We start from the raw sequence: 17,052 nt of genomic DNA, 5'->3' as shown, positions 1-17,052 counted from the left end.
TTCCCCCGATTTTCGTACGGGCCGGGTTAGCGTGCGCCCATGACGTACCGGTCGCCGTCCCCGTACGCGCCCCCGCGCCGTCTTTCCCTTCCCCGGCCGCCCCGCCGTCCCCGTCTCACCCGGCGCGGCCGCGTGGCCCTCCTCCTCGGAGCCGTCCTCGCCGCGGCCGTCGCGGTCGCCGTGGCGCTGCTGCTCGCACGCGGCGGACCGGCCGCCGAACGGCCCCGTCCCCTGCTCGTCCCGGAGGGCTGGCGGTCGGCCCAGGTCTACACGGCCGTCGACCGGGCGCTCGGCCTCCCCCGGGGAACCGCCCGGAAGACCGCGACCGCGGCCGGAGCCGCGCTCCCCCTGCCCGCCGAGGCCCGGGGCAACCCCGAGGGGTACCTCTTCCCGGCGACCTACCCGGTCCTGTCCACCACCGACCCCCGGGACCTGCTGCGCTCCATGGTGGCCACGGCGGGCGGACGGTTCGGCACCGCGAAGGTCGCCGAGGGCGCGCGGGCCCACGGACTGAGCGTGTACGAGACGGTGATCGCGGCCAGCATCGTCCAGGCCGAGGCCGACAACCCGGACGACATGGCCAAGGTCGCCCGGGTCGTCCACAACCGCCTCGCCCGGGGCATGGCCCTCCAGATGGACTCGACCCTGAACTACGCGCTGGGCCGCAGCACCGTGGACACCACGTACCGGGAGACCCGGTCGGCCGACCCGTACAACACCTACGCGCACAAGGGCCTGCCGCCGGCCCCCATCGGCAACCCGGGGGACCAGGCCCTGGACGCGGTGATCCGCCCGGCGGACGGGGACTGGCTCTACTTCGTCACCGTGGCGCCGGGCGACACCCGCTTCACCGCCGACTACGCGTCCCACCGGGCGAACGTGGCCGAGTTCAACGCCAACCGGAGCGCGGAGAAGGGCTGAGGCGACGGGCCGCCCCCGCGGGCCGGTTCGCTCCGCCCAACCGAACCGAACCGAACCGAACCGGATCGAACCGAACCGGATCGGACCGCCCAGGATCGGACCGCCCCGCCGGGGCCCCGGAAGGAACCGGCGCGGCCCGTCAGCCCGCCGGGGCGGCGGCCGGTTCGCGCTCCAGGAGGCGGCGGACACCGGAGACGGCCGCCCGCCCGGCCCGGTTGGCGCCGATCGTCGAGGCCGAGGGGCCGTACCCCACGAGGTGGACGCGTTCGTCCCGGACCGCGCGCGTCCCCTCCAGCCGGACGCCGCCGCCCGGTTCCCGCAGCCGCAGCGGCGCCAGGTGGTCGATCGCGGGCCGGAAACCGGTCGCCCACAGGATCACGTCCACGTCGGCCGTCCGGCCGTCGTCCCAGGCCACCCCGGTCGGGGTGATCCGGTCGAACATCGGGAGCCGGTCCAGGACCCCGCGCTCGCGCGCCGCCCGGACCGCGTCGTTCAGGGGCAGGCCGGTGACCGAGACGACGCTCCGCGGGGGCAGCCCGCGCCGCACCCGCTCCTCCACGAGCGCGACGGCCGCCCGCCCCTCCGCCTCCCCGAACGGGCCCTCCCGGAAGACGGGTTCGCGCCGGGTCACCCAGAACGTCTCCGCCGCGACCTCCGCGATCTCCATCAGGTGCTGGGTCCCGGAGGCCCCGCCGCCCACCACGAGCACCCGCCGCCCGGCGAACTCCCGGGGGCCCGGGTAACCGGCGGTGTGCAGCTGACGGCCCCGGAAGGTCTCCTGGCCCGGGTAGCGCGGCCAGAAGGGCCGGTCCCAGGTGCCGGTGGCGTTGATCAGGGCGCGGGCCCCGTACACGCCTTCCGAGCTCTCGACCCGGAGCCTGCCGCCTTCGCCCTCCCGGACGGCGGTGACGTCCACGGGCCGGTGGACCCGCAGGCCGAAGTTCCGCTCGTACGCGTCGAAGTAGGCGCCGATCACCTCCGAGGAGGGGCGCCCGGGGTCCGCGCCGGTCAGCTCCATCCCCGGCAGCGCGTACATCCCGTGGACCTTCCCGTACGTCAGGGACGGCCACCGGAACTGCCACGCGCCGCCCGGGCGCGGCGCGTGGTCGAGGACGACGAAGTCCCGGTCCGGCTCCAGGCCGGCACGCCGCAGGTGGAAGGCGGCGGAGAGCCCCGCCTGCCCGGCGCCGACCACGACGACGTCCACCGCGCGGACGTCCGCCGGCGCCGCCGTCCCGCCCGTCTTTTCGGCCTCGAAAACGTTCACGCTTCTACCAACTGTGGCGAAGGCGTGGATCTTCCCGCGCCCGCCCCGCCGGGGGACCCGGGCCGGAGGGGCCGGGGCTCAGTACGTCCTCAGGAGGGGCTGGGTGCTGCAACGGAAGGACCCGCCCAGGGAACGGGTGACGGAGAAGTCCACGTACTCGACGTGGACGCCGTGCTTCTCGATCTCCCGCCCGAGGAACGAGAACTCGGGATCGGTGACGTACGCGTCCGGTCCCAGGGGAAGGCCGTTGACGGCCAGGGAGGAGGCACGGTCGAGGTCGACGGTGATCCTCTCCCACCCCGCGAGCGCGTCGGGGACCCCGTCCGGCAGCGCCTCCTCGCAGGCCACCAGAAGCCCTTCCCGCACCAACCCGAGGGCGCAGTCCAGGTGCAGGACGCGTTCGTGCAGGCGCACCGTCTCGACCGTGTAGCCGTGGGGCGCCAGGAACTTGGCCAGCCACCGGACGCCCAGCGCGTTCGAGGCGAGTCCCGAGACCCCGACGAAGACCTTCCTGCCGAGGACCAGGACGTCCCCGCCCTCCAGGAACGGTCCCGGGCCGAGGGTGGGGTCGCCGGGGGCGGCGACCTCCGGCACGGGCACCGCGACGTACGCGCAGTCGGCCGGATACACGTGGTCGCGCATCACCTCCCGCAGCGGCAGCACCTCGCGGCGCCGGTGCAGGAGGCGCATGGACCCCTCGACGACCTGGTCGCCGACGGTGAAGAACGGGTCGCGGACGAAGAAGTTGGCGTAACCGTCGCCGTCGGCCGCCTTCTCCGCCGGGGTCAGCGGACGGGGCCGCAGGACCCGGGCCCCGTACCGTTCGAGAACCGCGCGGAACGCCTCCCGCTCCTTCTCCCAGCGGGCCTGCCGCTCCGGGGCGAAGTCCCTCATGTCGCCCCCGGCGGAGATGCTGTCCCGTGCCTCCGGGGGCAGGAAACGGAGACCGTCCGACGACACCGCCGACGAGGGGATCGACACCTCGCTCCGGGCCAGCACCACCGTCCGCAGCGGAGCGAACTCGCTCTCCACGTACACCTCGTCCACGGCGCTCCTCCCGGCGTCGGCCGACCCGGCGTCGGGCCCGGCCGGCCCGCGGGTCTCCCGTGACGGTAACGCGCGCCCCGGCGGTCCGCCCGGCGAGCCGGTCCGCCGCCCCGCCGGCCGGGGGCGCCGGTCCCGCCCGCCCCGGCCCCCTCCGCCCCCGCGCGCCGGTCCCGCACAATACGGGGATGAGCGACGACGACCCGTACCTGTGGCTGGAAGAGGTCTCCGGCGACGCCGCCCTCGCGTGGGTGGCCGAGCGGAACGCCGAGACGGCGGAGGCCCTGGCCGCCGATCCGGGCTTCGCCCCGCTGAAGGAGCGCCTGCGGGAGGTCCTCGACGCCCCGGACCGCATCCCGTACGTGACCCGCCGGGGCCCGCACCTCTACAACTTCTGGCGGGACGCCGGGCACGTCCGCGGGGTGTGGCGGCGCACCACCCCGGAGGAGTACCGCAAGGACGCGCCCGCGTGGGAGGTCCTCCTCGACCTCGACGCGCTCGCCGCCGAGGAGGGCGAGAAGTGGGTGTGGGACGGGGCGGTCGTGCGCCGGCCCGACCGCGACCGGGCCCTGGTGCGCCTCTCGCGGGACGGCGGCGACGCCGTGGTGGTCCGCGAGTTCGACCTCGCCGGCCGCCGGTTCGTCCGGGACGGCTTCCACGTGCCGGAGGCCAAGACGAGCATCGGCTGGATCGACGCCGACACCGTCTTCGTCGGCACGGACACCGGACCCGGTTCGCTGACCGACTCCGGCTACCCCCGCACGGTCCGCCGGTGGCGGCGCGGCACCCCGCTGGAGGAGTCCGAGCAGGTCTTCGAGGGCGAGAGCGGGGACGTGGCGGTCTGGGGGTACCGCGAGACCACGCCCGGCTTCGAGCGGGAGTTCGTCGGCCGCTCGCCGGACTTCTTCCGGAGCGAGACGTACCTCCTGGAGCCCGGCGGGACGCCCGTACGGATCGACGTGCCCGACGACGCCTCCGTCCACGCGCACCGCCGGCACCTGGTCGTCGAACTCAGGTCCGAGTGGCTCGGCCGTCCCGCCGGCTCCCTCCTCGCGTTCGGTTTCGACGCCTTCCTGGCGGGCGACCGCGCCCACGAGGTCCTGTTCGTCCCCGACGCGCGGACCGCCCTCGCCGGATGCTCCTGGACCCGCCACCACCTGATCCTGCGGACGATGCGCGACGTCAGCACCCGCGTCGAGGTCCTCACCCCGACCGCCGAAGGCCCCTGGGAGCGCGCGCCCCTCGCCGGCGTCCCGCCGTTCTCCGAGGCCGACGTCGTCGGCACGGACCCGGACGTCTCCGACGAGTACTTCCTCGACGTGTCCGGCTTCCTCCAGCCCTCCACCCTCCACCGGGGGGACGTCGGCGGCGACACGGAGGTCCTCAAGCAGGCCCCGGACCGCTTCGACACGACCGGCCTGACGGTCGGGCAGCACTTCGCGACCTCCCCGGACGGCACCCGCGTGCCGTACTTCGTCGTCGGCCCCGACCACGCCGTCACCGGGCCCGGCCCCACCCTGCTCCACGGCTACGGCGGCTTCGAGATCTCCCTCACCCCCTCCTACGGCGCGGTACGGGGCCGGGCCTGGCTGGAGCGCGGCGGGACGTACGTCGTCGCCAACATCCGGGGCGGCGGCGAGTACGGCCCGGACTGGCACCGGGCCGCGCTGCGGGACGCGCGACCGCGCGCCTTCGAGGACTTCGCGGCCGTCGCCCGGGACCTCGTCGCCCGGGGCGTCACCACCCCCGCCATGCTGGGCGCGACGGGCGGCAGCAACGGCGGCCTGCTCATGGGCGCGACGCTCACCCGGTCCCCGGAGCTGTTCGGCGCGATCGTCGCGCAGGTGCCGCTCCTCGACATGACCCGCTTCCACAAGCTCCTCGCGGGCGCGTCCTGGATCGCCGAGTACGGCGACCCGGACGACGGGGCCGACCTGCCGCACCTGCGCGACCTCTCCCCGTACCACCGGATCGAGGCGGACCGGACCTACCCGCCCGTCCTCCTGACGACCTCGACCCGCGACGACCGCGTCCACCCCGGCCACGCCCGCAAGACGGCCGCGCGGCTCCGGGAACTGGGTCACCCCGTCCTGTTCCACGAGAACACCGGCGGGGGCCACGCGGGCGCCGGGGACAACGAACAGGCCGCCCACAACAGCGCCCTCGTCCACACCTTCCTGTGGCGGCACCTCGCCCGAGCGGAGGTCACCGGGGTCACAGCCACCCCGCGCGCTGCGCCTGGAGCGCCATCTGGAAGCGGCTCCCGGCACCGAGCCGGGCCATCAGGACCTGGATCCGGCGGAAGAGCGTACGGCGGCTGACCCCGATCTCCCGGGCGATGACGTCGTCGCTCGCCCCGGCCGCGAGCAGCCGCAACAGCCTGCGGTCGGCGGGCGCCAGCCCGGCCGGCCGCACCGAACGGCCGTGCAGGGGCAGCGCGCTCCGCCACGCCTGCTCGAAGAGCGCCACGAGCGCCGAGAGCAGGCCGCAGGGCTGCACGACGAGCATGCTGTTGTGGACGTCGGCCTCCTTGATGGAGAGCGAGACCAGCGCGTACGAATCGTCGATGATCACCAGCTTCACCGGCACCGAGGGCAGCACCCGCGCCTGCTCGCCCGCCTCCACGCACGGCTCGATCGACTCCTCCAGCTGCCCCGGGTACTCCAGGGACGCCCGCGAGTAGACGACGCGCTGCGTCACCCCGCGCGCCAGGGTCGCCAGGGCGTCGTCGGTGGCGCCCGGCAGCGGGAAGTACGGCGGCGAGTCCAGCTGCCGGATCTGCTCGCGCGCCCCGGCCCAGGCGTGCCGCATGCGGGGGCCGACCGCCTCGCCGGTCACCACCTCGACCAGACCGTCGTGGTACGCGGTCAGCCGCTGCCGCCGGAAGGACTCGAACGCTCCGCCGACCGTGATCCGGGACTCGTCCAGTTCGGCCGTCCGGTGCCGCCCCAGGATCTCCAGCCCCGCCGCCGGCGGCACGGGCGCCACCGGCTCCCCGTCGTCCCCGCCGGGGCTCGCGAGCCCCGCGTCGGCCAGCTCGCCGTAGGCCGCCGCCAGCTCGGCGCCCTCCAGGCCGACCGCCGCGCCGATCGCGGACAGCGGCGCGGGGCCGAGCTCCAGGAGGTACGGATAGATCCGCCGGGCCCGTTCACCGATCCCCAGGAGCCGCAGGGCCTCACCGAGCTTCGCGTTCGCCATGGACCGCATTATCGGCCCACGCGCCGGCCCGGACGGCCGATCCGTGCCAGTGGCACTCCCCGGCCACCGGCGGGCACCGGACGCAGTACCGTCCGGGAACCGCCGACGACCGACGACCGGCGGCCGGGGGACGACGTCCCAGAGGAAACGGAAGAGGGTGCGGGACATGGCGAAGGGCCGCAAGAACGGTCTCTACGATGGCGTCTCCGAGGAGCTTTCCGCCCTGATGAGGACGGGGTGGGCGGACACGGAGCAGCACGGGCTCGAACCCGACGAGCAGGCCCCGTACGCGGCCCGCCGCCGTGCCGCGCTCTCCGCCCGCTTCCCCGGCGAGCGCCTGGTGATCCCCTCGGGGAACCTCAAGACCCGCTCCAACGACGCCACTTACCCGTTCCGCCCGTACTCGGGCTACGTGCACATGACCGGCGACCGGGCCCGCGACAGCGCCCTCGTCCTCGAACCCCGCGCGGACGGCGGCCACGACGCCCACTGCTACCAGCTGCCCCGCGACAGCCGGAAGGACGACGAGTTCTGGACCGGCTACACGGCCGAGCTGTGGACGGGGCGGCGCCGGTCCCTCGCGGAGGCCGAGGCCGTCCTCGGCCTGCCCTGCCGCGACGTCCGCACCGCCGCCGGGGACCTGGCCGCCGGCTCCGGTGCGCCGACCCGGATCGTCCGGGGGATCGACCCGGCCCTCGAAGCCGCCGTCACCACCGACGAGGAGCGCGACGGGGAACTGGAGGAGGCGCTGAGCGAACTCCGGCTCGTGAAGGACGCCTGGGAGATCGGGGAGATGCGCAAGGCGGTCGACTCCACCGTGCGCGGCTTCACCGACTGCGTCGGGGAGCTCTCGCGGGCGGTCGCCTCGTCCGAGCGCTGGATCGAGGGCACCTTCTTCCGCCGGGCCCGCCTGGAGGGCAACTCCGTCGGCTACGGCTCGATCTGCGCCGCGGGCGAACACGCTACGATCATGCACTGGACGGAGAACGACGGGCCGGTGCGGCCCGGGGACCTGCTCCTCCTCGACGCGGGCGTGGAGACCCGTTCCCTCTACACCGCCGACGTGACCCGCACCCTTCCGGTGAGCGGGACCTTCACCCCCGTCCAGCGCCGGGTGTACGAAGCCGTGTACGAGGCCCAGGAGGCCGGGATGGCGGCGGTGCGGCCGGGCGCCCCGTACCGCGCCTTCCACGAGGCGGCGCAGCGCCACCTGGCGGCCCGCCTGGTGGAGTGGGGGTTCGTCGAGGGCCCGGCGGACCGCGCGTACGCCCTCGGTCTCCAGCGCCGCTTCACCATGGCCGGGACCGGCCACATGCTCGGCCTGGACGTCCACGACTGCGCGGCCGCGCGCACCGGGGAGTACGTCGACGGCGTCCTCGTCCCGGGCATGGTCCTGACCGTCGAGCCGGGCCTGTACTTCCAGCCCGACGACCTGACCGTGCCCGAGGAGTGGCGCGGCATCGGCGTGCGGATCGAGGACGACCTGCTCGTCACCGACGACGGCCACGAGAACCTGTCGGCGGGGCTGCCGCGTTCCCCGGACGAGGTCGAGGCGTGGATGGCGAGGGTGGGGGGCTGACCGCACCGCCGCCCGCACCGCCGCACCGCCGCCCGCGCGCCCGCACCGCCGCCCGCGCGGGCGGCCACCGTGCCCCCGGAGGGAGGGCGGCGCGGTACGACGCGCGGCGGCCGGCCACTGGACGGGCCCCGCGTCATGCGGTTGGGTAAGGGCGCACCTATTCAACTAGTTGCCCATGGAGCCGCCCCGTGCACCCGTTCCGCACCGCCGTGGAGAACCGCGACTCCGCGGCCGTCGAGGCCCTGCTCGCCGAGGACGTCGTCTTCACCAGCCCGGTCGTCTTCCGGCCCTACTCCGGCAGGGCCGTCACCGCCGCGATCCTGCGCGCGGCCCTCCGCGTCTTCTCCGACTTCCGCTACGTCCGCGAGATCGGGAGCGCGGACGGCCGCGACCACGCCTTCGTCTTCACCGCGAAGGTCGGGGACAAGGAGATCCAGGGCTGCGACTTCCTCCACTTCGACGAGGAGGGGAGGATCGACGAGTTCACCGTCATGGTCCGCCCCCTCTCCGCCGCCCAGGCGCTCTCCGCCGCCATGGGCGCCCAGTTCGACCGCATCCGGGAGGAGGCCGCCGCGGCCCCCGCGGAGGGCGGACGGTGAGCACGCCCGGCTCCGGGGCCGTCGCCGCCCCGGGGCCCGCGCCCGGCGGGGCGGCCGAAAACCCGTGGTGGACGCGGGTCCGCCGGGCGAGGATGGCGGGATGACCCAGCGCGCGCCCCGTGGAAGCACTGATCGTCGTGGACGTGCAGTCGGCGTTCGTCACCGGGGACGGGGCCGTACCCGCGGCGGCACGCCTCGTCGACCGTACGGCGGACCTGATCGCCCGGGCCCGCAGGAGCGGGGCGCTCGTCGTCCACCTCCAGAACGACGGGCCGCCCGGAGCGGAGGACGAACCCCACACCCCCGGCTGGGAGTTGCACCACCCCGTGGAGCCGGGCCCCGCGGAGCTGGTGGTCCGCAAGTCCCACGACGACGGCTTCCGGGACACACCGCTGGGCGGTGTGCTCGCCGAAGCGGGGGTGCGGGCGGTCGCCGTCTGCGGCGTGATGTCGGAGATGTGCGTCCAGGCGACGGCCCGCACGGCCCTGGAGCGCGGTCACCGGGTCGTCGTGCCGCACGACGCCCACGCCACCCAGGACGTCCCGGCCGTGCCGGGCGTCAGCGGGGTGATCCCGGCCGCGACGGTCTCGCGGGTGGCCGCGTACGCCCTCGGGAGCGACGCGGAGGTCACCGTACCGGCCGCCGAGGTCGCCTTCACGGCCCCCGGCAGGGGCTGAGTCCGGCCCCGGCGCCGGCCTTTGTGCCCGTTCACCCGGCCGCGCCGGACCCGTGCCGGGCGGCCGGGCGGCCCGGCGGTCCGCGCGGATCAGTCCTCGCGGGGGTTGACGGTGATCACCCGGCCCCGGGCGTCGGCCGTCAGGTGGGCGGAGCCGTACGCGTCGGACAGGTAGACGCTCAGACCGGCGTCGCCGCCCGTGAGCGTCGAGGCCGGGGTGACGACCAGATAGCGGCTGGTCGGACTGGCGATCCCCAGCTCCGCGTCGGCGCGCTTCATGAGCGCCGGCAGGGCGTCCCACGAGAAGGAGTCCAGGTCGGCCGGGACCGAGCCGGGGAAGACGGTGCCCCCGGGACCCTCCCGGACGGCCACGTCCCCGCCCCGGTACATGTAGCGGTCGTACCGCTTCGTGCTGCCCTTGACCATCACCTGGGCCACGGCGTACTCCGGGTACACGACGAAGTTGGTGACCTTGGCGCCCCCCGAGGCCGCCTTGACGGCCGCGACGGCGGTCCGCGCCCCGGCGGGCGTCAGCAGGTCGGTCTTCCCGGAGCCCGTCTCCTTCCCGGAGCCCGTCTCCCCGGCGGGTGCCCCCGACGCCGTGGGACGCCGGGCCGCGGGACCCTGCCGCGAGGGAGCGGCGGCGGTCGGCCCATCGTTCGGCCCGGCCGTCCCCCAGTCCCGGTTCACGGCGACGGGCACGCCCACCGCGAGGACCGCCACCACGGCCGCCGCCCCGAGGACCCGGCGCCCGCGCCGCCCGGGGGCGCCCGCCGCCGGGGCGGCCGGGGGAGAGGGGGGCGGAGGGCCCGCCGGGGCCCCGGGCGGACCTGTCGGCGTCTCTGTCGGTCCCGGCGCTCCCGCCGGTACCGCCGGCACCGACCTGAGCGGCATCGTCCCCGCGTCCCTGCCCCCGGCCCGCCCGTCCCCGGCGTCCGGCACCCGGTCCCGTACGGCGTCGCCGGCCCCGGGGGTCCCCGCCGCGACGGCGGCCAGTACGCGGTCCAGCTCCTCCGCGTCCGGGCGCGCGGCCGGGTCCCGCACGAGGAGGCGCGTCAGCACGCCGGTCAGCGCGCCCGCCCGGACCGGAGGGGGCACGTCGTCGGAGAGGACCGCCGCGAGGGTCGCGAGGGTGTTCTCCCGGCGCAGCGGGTGGTGGCCCTCCACCGCCACGTACAGCAGCATGGCCAGCGACCACAGGTCGGCCGCCGGGCCGCTCGCGCCGCCCCGGACGCGCTCGGGCGCCATGTAGTCGGGCGAGCCGATGATCGAGCCCGAGGCCGTCAGGGCCGTGGACTCCCGGATCGCCGCGATGCCGAAGTCGGTGAGGACCGGCCGCCCGTCGGGCCGCAGCAGGACGTTGGCGGGCTTCACGTCACGGTGTTCGATGCCCCGTTCGTGAGCGGCGCGCAGGGCCGAGAGCAGCCCGAGGCCGAGCCCGGCGGCCTCGGCGGGGGTCATCGTGCCCCGGTCGAGCCGCCCCTGGAGGGTGCCGCCGGTGACCAGCTCCATCACGAGCCACGGGTAGGTCCCCTCGCCCGCGTCCACGATGTGGTGGATCGTCACCACGTTGGGGTGGTCGATCCGGGCCAGGGCGCGGGCCTCCCGCAGCACCCTGGCGCGCAGGGTCCGGGCGCCCTCGGGGTCGTACTCGGCCATCGCGGGGTCCGGCGGGCGCACCTCCTTGAGCGCCACGTCGCGGTGGAGGGACAGGTCGCGGGCGCGCCACACCGTCCCCATGCCGCCGCCGCCCAGCCGCTCCAGCAGTTCGAAACGGCCGTCGATCACTCTGCTCACGCGCACACCCCTGTAGTCGGATCTCTCCCGGTCCCCGAGCCGGTACCGCCCGCCCGGACGGTCGCCCGCCGCCGTGCGCGCCCGTTCGCGGCCGCCCCCGGACGGGCCGGGGCCCGGAGGTCCCCCCGGAGCGGCCCCGCGTCCGTCCGCGTCCAGATCTTCGCCGCTCCCGGCCGTACTGTCACGCCCCGTTCCCGACCGGCCGGGGCCATCGATCGGCCGTATCGCGCAGCGCCCGCCACCGATGTCTCGGATAGGGTGATTCGGTAGGTATCGCGCCCCCCGGGGCGGGGTCGAGGCGTAGGGCGATGCGTTGGAGACACACCGGTCGTCGAACAGGGTTCCCCCACCGCCCAGGGCGGCCATGGGCGACGCCGGGGTGCTCCGCGAGCTGCTGCCGATCGCCCTGTGGCGCGAGGACGCCGAGGGCCGCGTCGTCGAGTGGTCCCTCGCCGCCCAGGACCTCCTCGGCCACCGGCCCGAGCACGTGCTGGGGCGGTTCGCCGGGCCGCTCCTCGTCCCCGACGCCAACCGCGGACTCGCCGACCGGCTCACCCGCCGCGTCCAGGCGGGCGAGACCATGGTCGGCACGCTGCCCGTCCGCCACCGCGACGGCCACACGGTCGTCATGGAGATGTGGATCGTGCCGGCCACCGATCCCGAGGGGCGGCCGGGGGCGATGCTCATCGCCGTGGAGACCTCCGAGGTCCTGCGCATGCGGGAGAGCCTGGCGGCGATGGAGAGCCTCTTCACCCAGTCGCCCATCGGCCTCGCCCTGCTCGGGCCCGACCTGCGCTTCCTGCGCGTCAACGACGCCCTGGCCCGGATGAACGGCGTCCCGGCGGCCGGACACGTGGGCCGCCGCCTCACCGAGGTCGCGCCCGGCGTCAACGCCGAATCGCTCGAATCCCTCATGCGCCGGGTCCTCCGCGACGGCACCGCCGTCGTCGACGCGCACCGGATCGGCCGCACCCCCGCCGACCCGGACCGCGACCACGTCTGGTCCTGCTCGTACGCCCCGCTCGTCGACCGCGCCGAACAGCGGCCCCTGGGGATCATCGCCTCCCTGGTCGACATCACCGAGAGCCACGAGGCGCACGCCGAGGTCGAACGGGCCCGCCGGCGCTTCGCCCTGCTCGCGGAGGCCGGCGCCCGGATCGGCACCACCCTGGACCTGGGACGGACCGCCGAGGAGACCGTCCGCTTCCTCGTGCCGCAGCTCGCCGACTCGGCCGACGTGCAGATGCTGGAGACGGTCTTCGCGCCGGACGACCCGGCAGCCTCCACCCGGGGCGTACTGCGGAGGCTCGCGGCCCGGCTCCCCGACCCGGCCGCCCCGCCGTCCCTGCTCCTCCCGGGCCGGACCTTCCAGGTCCCCTTCGACTCCGTGTACGAGCGGGTCGTCGTCCAGGGCCGGCCCGTGGACCTGCGCGCGTCCGATCTCCCGGTCCTCCTCGGCGACCCGCACGCGGAGACGCTCCGCGCCTACTTCACCGGCCGCGTCGGCTCGGTGCGGCTCGTCCCCCTGGTGGCGCGGGGGAAGGTCCTCGGCGCCGTCATGGTGACCCGGCTGCGGACCCGCGAGCCCTTCGACGCCCAGGACCGGGTCCTCGTCGACGAGGTCGTCGCCCGCGCCGCCCTCAACATCGACAACGCCCGTCTCTACACCACCCAGCGGGAGGCCGCCCTCACCCTCCAGCGCTCCCTCACCAACAGCGCGCTCCCCGTCGTCACCGGTCTCGAACTCACCGGCCGCTACCTGCCCGCCAGCGCCCACGACGTCGGCGGGGACTGGTTCGACGCCATCGCCCTGCCGGGCGGCCGGACCGGTCTCGTCATCGGCGACGTCATGGGCCACGGCATCCACGCGGCGGCCGTCATGGGCCAGTTGCGCACCGCCGTGAGGACCCTGGCCCGCCACGACATCCCGCCGGCCCGGATGCTCAGCTCCCTCGACGCCGTCGTGGCCGACCTGGGCGAGGACGAGATGGCGACCTGCGTCTACGCGGTCCACGACCCCGCCACCGGCCGCTGGGTGATCGCCCGCGCGGGACACCCGCCGCCGGCCGTCGCCGCCCCGGACGGGACCGTCACCTTCCTCGACGGCCCGCCGGGGACCCCGCTGGGCACGGGGGCCCACGACTTCGGCACGGAGGAGGTCGTCCTGCCCGGCGGCGGACTCCTCGTCCTCTACACCGACGGCCTCGTCGAAGCCCGCGACCGGGACCTCGACGAGGGGCTGGGCCGGCTCGCGCGGGCGCTCGTCCCTCTCGACCGGCCCCTGGACCGGCTGTGCGACGAGGTCCTCGCCGGGCTCCTCGCGGACTCCGCCCAGGACGACGTGGCGATGCTCGTCGCCCGCAGCACCCGCTGACACCCCCGTACGGCCCCGGCTCCCGCCCGGTGGCCGGGACGGCTCCGCGGCCGTGGCGGCCGGAGCCGGGTGGTCATGGACGGTCCGAGGGCGACGGGTTCGACGTCCCGCGTACGCCCGACCGCCCGGGTCCGCGTCCCCGTACCGCGACGGGCGCCCGGCGGTCGCGGGGCGCGCCCGCCGCGTCAGGCCACGTCGATGTGGACGCTGGTCGACTTCACGCGGGCGGTGGCCCGCATGCCGACCTCGATCCCCAGTTCCTCCACGGCCTCCCGGGTGAGGAGCGAGACGAGGCGGTGGGGTCCCGCCTGGATCTCGACCTGGGCCGCGACGTCACCGAGCTTGACCGCCGTCACGATCCCCGGGAACGCGTTGCGCGCCGAGGCGTACGGCTGGTCCTCGTCACCGGTGGCGCCCTGCCCGGCCTCGACGGAGAAGGCGGCCAGATCGCGCCCGTCGATGAGCCGCCGGCCGTTCTCGTCGCGGTGGGTGGTGATCCGGCCCGCATCGGCCCAGCGGCGTGCGGTGTCGGGGCTCACGCCCAGGAGGCGCGCCGCCTGCCCGATGGTGTAGGACTGCATGTGCGCAAGATTAAGGGCCATGGTCTCGCACATGCAAAGCTTATGCGCTTTTTCGGCCGCGTTCGCGGGGCCGGACGGAAGGGGTCACGTGGCTTCCTCTCCCCGCCCGACCGCCTCGACCAGCGGCAGCAGCCGGTGGGGCACCCGCTCGCGCAGGGCGATCTCGGTCCGGGTGCGGACCACTCCGGGCAGCCGGATCAGGCGCTGGATGACGTCCTCCAGGTGACCGGCGTCCCGCGCCACCACCCGGGTCAGCAGATCGCCGCCGCCGGTGATGGAGAACGCCTCCACGATCTCCGGGACGGCCGCGAGCGCGTCCCCGACCTCGTCCAAATGGCCCTGCGTCACCTCGACGTGCACGAAGGCGAGCACCGGATGGCCCAGGGCGGCGGGGGAGAGGACCGGTCCGGTCGCCGTGATCACCCGGTCCCGCTCCATCCGGTCGATCCGGGCCTGCACGGTGCCCCGCGCGACCCCCAGGAGGCGCGCGTACTCGCGCACGCTCGTCCTCGGCCGCTCGATCAGCAGCCGCAGGATCCGGGTGTCGAGCCCGTCCACCGCCATGACCCGCCCGCCTTCTCCGCTTCCGTGCCGTGCGCGTTCCCGGTGCCGACTCTATCCGCGCGCCGGGGACCGGTCCCGCGGGCCCTCCGCGCCGCGGGCCGCGTGCCCGGCCCAGAGGATCAGGGGGAGCTGGAGGGGGACGCGGGCGCGGGCGGCGGCCCTGGCGACCGGGGAGCGGTGGCGCCAGTCGTGTGCCATCTGCACGTTGGCGGGGAGGACGGCGGTCAGGAAGACGGCGGTCGCGCGGGCGGCCGCCCGGCGCGTCCCCGGCACCGCGAGGCCGGCCGCGAGCGCCAGTTCGGCGGCCCCGCTGAGCCGGGTCCACGTCCTCGGGCGCCCCGGCAGGACGCGCGGTACGAGCGCGTCGAACGGCTTCGGGGCGAGGAAGTGGGCTGTGCCCGCGGCGGCCATCAGGCCGGCGAGGGCGAGGGCGGAACGTGCGGACCGTGGCATGGCGCTCCTCCGTGGGTGGCGGTACGGGACCGGTGCCGGCCGGTGAGCACTGTTACCGGCCGGTAAGTACGGAGTGAGGGTGGCACGCGCGGGGGCGGGCCGTCGAGACCCGCGGCCGTTTCGGGGAGGCCGGACCGGGTTCCCCGCCGTCCCGGCGGGGAACGCGGCCCGCCGGTCCCGCCCGTGGTGGTCCGTTGGCCCACGGCCGGAGCGACTCCGCCGCCGGGAGGTGGGCCAATGGCCCAGTCGATCGGCGATGAGTTGAGCCAATGGAGTACGGATGCTTTCCTGTGTCACATCCACGTACTTTCGGCGCCGCGCAGCGCCGGGGCGGCGACGAGGCCGGTCCGGACCGCGGCGCCTTCGTCGTGTCCGCACGGCCCCACCACCCCCGGGCGCCGCGCGGCCGGCGAGAGGCAAGACAAGGGGGCGGCCGAAGCCGTGAAGAAGATGTTCGTGGCCCCGGATCCGGGGCTCGTCCGACTGCGCGTCTCCCTGCGGGCGGTCCTCGGCATCGGCCTCGCCGTCGCGCTGGCCGAACTCGCCGGGCTCTCGCTCACCGCCTCCGTCACCGCCGGTCTGGCCGCGCTGCTCGCCCTCTTCACCGTGGGCGATCCGACCGTGCGCCGCCAGGCCGTCACCACCGCCCTGCTCCCGGCCGCCGGCTTTCCCGTCCTCGCCCTGGCGACCGCCCTCCACGGCGTCCCCCCGCTCCGCGACGCCGTCTGGCTCCTCGTCGTCTTCGCCGGCGTGTACGCCCGCCGCTGGGGGCCGCGCGGGCACGCCCTCGGCATCTTCGCCTTCATGCAGTTCTTCGTGACCCAGTTCCTGCACGCGCTCCCCGCGCAACTGCCCGAGCTGTACGCGGCCGTCGCCCTCGCCCTGCTCGCGGCGGGGACCGTCCGCTTCGGCGTCTGGTGCGTCGAACGGCGCGTCCCGCCGCCCGCCGCGCCCGCCCCGCCGCCCGGCACCGGTCTGGCCCGCCCCACCACCCGCCAGGCGTTCCAGGCCACCGCCGCCTGCGCCGTCGCCCTCGCGGCGGGCCAGCTGATCTCCCACGAGCGCTGGTACTGGGCCGTCGGCACCGCCTGGTGGATCTTCGTCAACACCGCCTCGCGCGGCGAGACCCTCGTCCGGGGCTTCCGCCGGGTCCTCGGCACCGTCACCGGCATCGCCGCCGGGCTCCTGATCGCCGTCCCCGTGGGCGGCGCGCCCGCCCCGACCGCCCTCCTCGTCGCCGTGTGCGTCTTCGGGATCTTCTACACCGCCCCCCTCTCGTACAGCTGGATGATGTTCTTCGTGACCGTCATGGCCGGACTGCTGTACGGCCTCCTCGGCGTCCTGCACCCCGGACTGCTGCTCCTGCGCCTCCAGGAGACCGCCGTCGGCGCGGCCGGTGCCGCGATCGGCGTGCTGCTGCTGCCCGTGACCACGCACGCGGCCACCAACGCCTGGATCGAACGGGCCGTGACCTGCGTGCACACCTGCACCACGGCCGCCGCCCGCCGGCTCGCCGGCGACCCGGACGCCGACCCGGCGCCGCACGCCGCCGAACTGGAACTCCTGCTCGGCCGGGTCCGGCTCTCCCTCGCGCCGCTCGTGCACCCGCTCAGCCCGCTGCGCGCCCGCAAGGCCCGCGCCCGCCGGGTGCTCGCGCTCCTGGACGACTGCGCCCGCGAGATCAGGGGCCTCGCCGCCGTCGCCGCCGACCCGGCCGCCTCGCACGACGCCCGGCTCGCCGCCGCCGCCTGGCGCGTCGAGGCCGCCGTCCACGCCCTCGTCCCCCCGGCGGAGCCCGTACGGTCCCCGGCCGCCGAAGCGGCCGGAGCCCCGCACCACCCCGGCGCCGAGGCGGCCCTCGGCCATCTGCACGGCCTGGAGCAGGCCCTCGTGGAACTCGCGGCGCCCCTGCGCACCTCCCCCCGAGCGCCCCTGGTTCCGGCCGCCTGAGAACGCGCCCGGCCGGTCGCACCCGTCTTCCCCTCCTCTGGTCTAGACC

At 75.8% G+C, this 17,052-nt stretch carries 14 protein-coding genes; 7 read left to right on the top strand and 7 right to left on the bottom strand.

The window, feature by feature from the left end; genetic code table 11:
* Positions 1–39 precede the first annotated feature (39 nt).
* On the top strand, positions 40–921 hold the full coding sequence (gene mltG, locus ACFYZY_RS10865; protein ID WP_388692074.1) for an endolytic transglycosylase MltG: 882 nt from the start codon (positions 40–42) through the stop codon (positions 919–921).
* Positions 922–1,060: 139 nt separating this feature from the next.
* On the opposite strand, the gene ACFYZY_RS10860 is transcribed toward mltG, so the two are convergent.
* Together ACFYZY_RS10860 and ACFYZY_RS10855 are read right to left on the bottom strand one after the other, a co-directional pair.
* Complete coding sequence (locus tag ACFYZY_RS10860; RefSeq protein ID WP_388692072.1) at positions 1,061–2,188, bottom strand: NAD(P)-binding domain-containing protein; 1,128 nt, start codon at positions 2,186–2,188, stop codon at positions 1,061–1,063.
* 78 nt (positions 2,189–2,266) lie between these two features.
* Complete coding sequence (locus tag ACFYZY_RS10855; RefSeq protein ID WP_388692069.1) at positions 2,267–3,235, bottom strand: dimethylarginine dimethylaminohydrolase family protein; 969 nt, start codon at positions 3,233–3,235, stop codon at positions 2,267–2,269.
* Positions 3,236–3,420: 185 nt separating this feature from the next.
* Between ACFYZY_RS10855 and ACFYZY_RS10850 the strand changes: the two genes are divergently transcribed.
* Positions 3,421–5,553 (top strand): prolyl oligopeptidase family protein, encoded by a 2,133-nt coding sequence (locus ACFYZY_RS10850; protein WP_388692066.1) that lies wholly within the window; start codon positions 3,421–3,423, stop codon positions 5,551–5,553.
* Here the strand turns inward: ACFYZY_RS10850 and ACFYZY_RS10845 are convergent.
* Complete coding sequence (locus tag ACFYZY_RS10845; RefSeq protein WP_388692063.1) at positions 5,447–6,430, bottom strand: LuxR family transcriptional regulator; 984 nt, start codon at positions 6,428–6,430, stop codon at positions 5,447–5,449. The genes ACFYZY_RS10850 and ACFYZY_RS10845 overlap by 107 nt on opposite strands.
* 166 nt (positions 6,431–6,596) lie before the next feature.
* Here ACFYZY_RS10845 and ACFYZY_RS10840 point away from each other — a divergent pair, with 166 nt between their 5' ends.
* The 3 genes from ACFYZY_RS10840 to ACFYZY_RS10830 all read left to right on the top strand — a co-directional run bounded on the left by ACFYZY_RS10840 (position 6,597) and on the right by ACFYZY_RS10830 (position 9,285).
* Entirely contained in the window at positions 6,597–8,009 is a 1,413-nt protein-coding gene (locus tag ACFYZY_RS10840) for an aminopeptidase P family protein (protein WP_388692060.1), read from the top strand.
* A gap of 188 nt (positions 8,010–8,197) precedes the next feature.
* A complete protein-coding gene (locus tag ACFYZY_RS10835) occupies positions 8,198–8,608 on the top strand; it encodes a nuclear transport factor 2 family protein (RefSeq protein ID WP_388692058.1) in 411 nt (136 codons plus the stop codon).
* Positions 8,609–8,727: 119 nt separating this feature from the next.
* Entirely contained in the window at positions 8,728–9,285 is a 558-nt protein-coding gene (locus ACFYZY_RS10830; protein ID WP_388692056.1) for an isochorismatase family protein, read from the top strand.
* A gap of 89 nt (positions 9,286–9,374) precedes the next feature.
* On the opposite strand, the gene ACFYZY_RS10825 is transcribed toward ACFYZY_RS10830, so the two are convergent.
* Positions 9,375–11,081: a protein kinase gene (locus tag ACFYZY_RS10825; RefSeq protein ID WP_388692055.1), complete on the bottom strand. Its 1,707-nt coding sequence runs from the start codon at positions 11,079–11,081 to the stop codon at positions 9,375–9,377.
* Between the two features lie 364 nt (positions 11,082–11,445).
* On the opposite strand from ACFYZY_RS10825, the gene ACFYZY_RS10820 reads away from it, so the two are divergent.
* Positions 11,446–13,455: a SpoIIE family protein phosphatase gene (locus ACFYZY_RS10820; protein ID WP_388692052.1), complete on the top strand. Its 2,010-nt coding sequence runs from the start codon at positions 11,446–11,448 to the stop codon at positions 13,453–13,455.
* A gap of 185 nt (positions 13,456–13,640) precedes the next feature.
* On the opposite strand, the gene ACFYZY_RS10815 is transcribed toward ACFYZY_RS10820, so the two are convergent.
* The 3 genes from ACFYZY_RS10815 to ACFYZY_RS10805 all read right to left on the bottom strand — a co-directional run bounded on the left by ACFYZY_RS10815 (position 13,641) and on the right by ACFYZY_RS10805 (position 15,053).
* Positions 13,641–14,036, bottom strand: coding sequence for a molybdopterin-binding protein (locus ACFYZY_RS10815; RefSeq protein ID WP_388692050.1), 396 nt, complete (start codon positions 14,034–14,036; stop codon positions 13,641–13,643).
* An 84-nt stretch (positions 14,037–14,120) separates the two neighbouring features.
* The gene (locus ACFYZY_RS10810; RefSeq protein ID WP_388692047.1) at positions 14,121–14,600 is read right to left on the bottom strand and encodes an Lrp/AsnC family transcriptional regulator; all 480 of its coding nucleotides are present in this window, start codon (positions 14,598–14,600) and stop codon (positions 14,121–14,123) included.
* 51 nt (positions 14,601–14,651) lie between these two features.
* The gene (locus tag ACFYZY_RS10805; RefSeq protein WP_388692044.1) at positions 14,652–15,053 is read right to left on the bottom strand and encodes a hypothetical protein; all 402 of its coding nucleotides are present in this window, start codon (positions 15,051–15,053) and stop codon (positions 14,652–14,654) included.
* A gap of 450 nt (positions 15,054–15,503) precedes the next feature.
* On the opposite strand from ACFYZY_RS10805, the gene ACFYZY_RS10800 reads away from it, so the two are divergent.
* Positions 15,504–17,003, top strand: coding sequence for an FUSC family protein (locus ACFYZY_RS10800; RefSeq protein ID WP_388692465.1), 1,500 nt, complete (start codon positions 15,504–15,506; stop codon positions 17,001–17,003).
* Positions 17,004–17,052 lie beyond the last annotated feature (49 nt).

Origin of the sequence: Streptomyces sp. NPDC001744 (assembly GCF_042892575.1) — a bacterium.
GTDB lineage: Bacteria > Actinomycetota > Actinomycetes > Streptomycetales > Streptomycetaceae > Streptomyces.
Note: the sequence above shows the minus strand (reverse complement) of the source record. Positions and strands in the feature narration are given on the sequence as shown.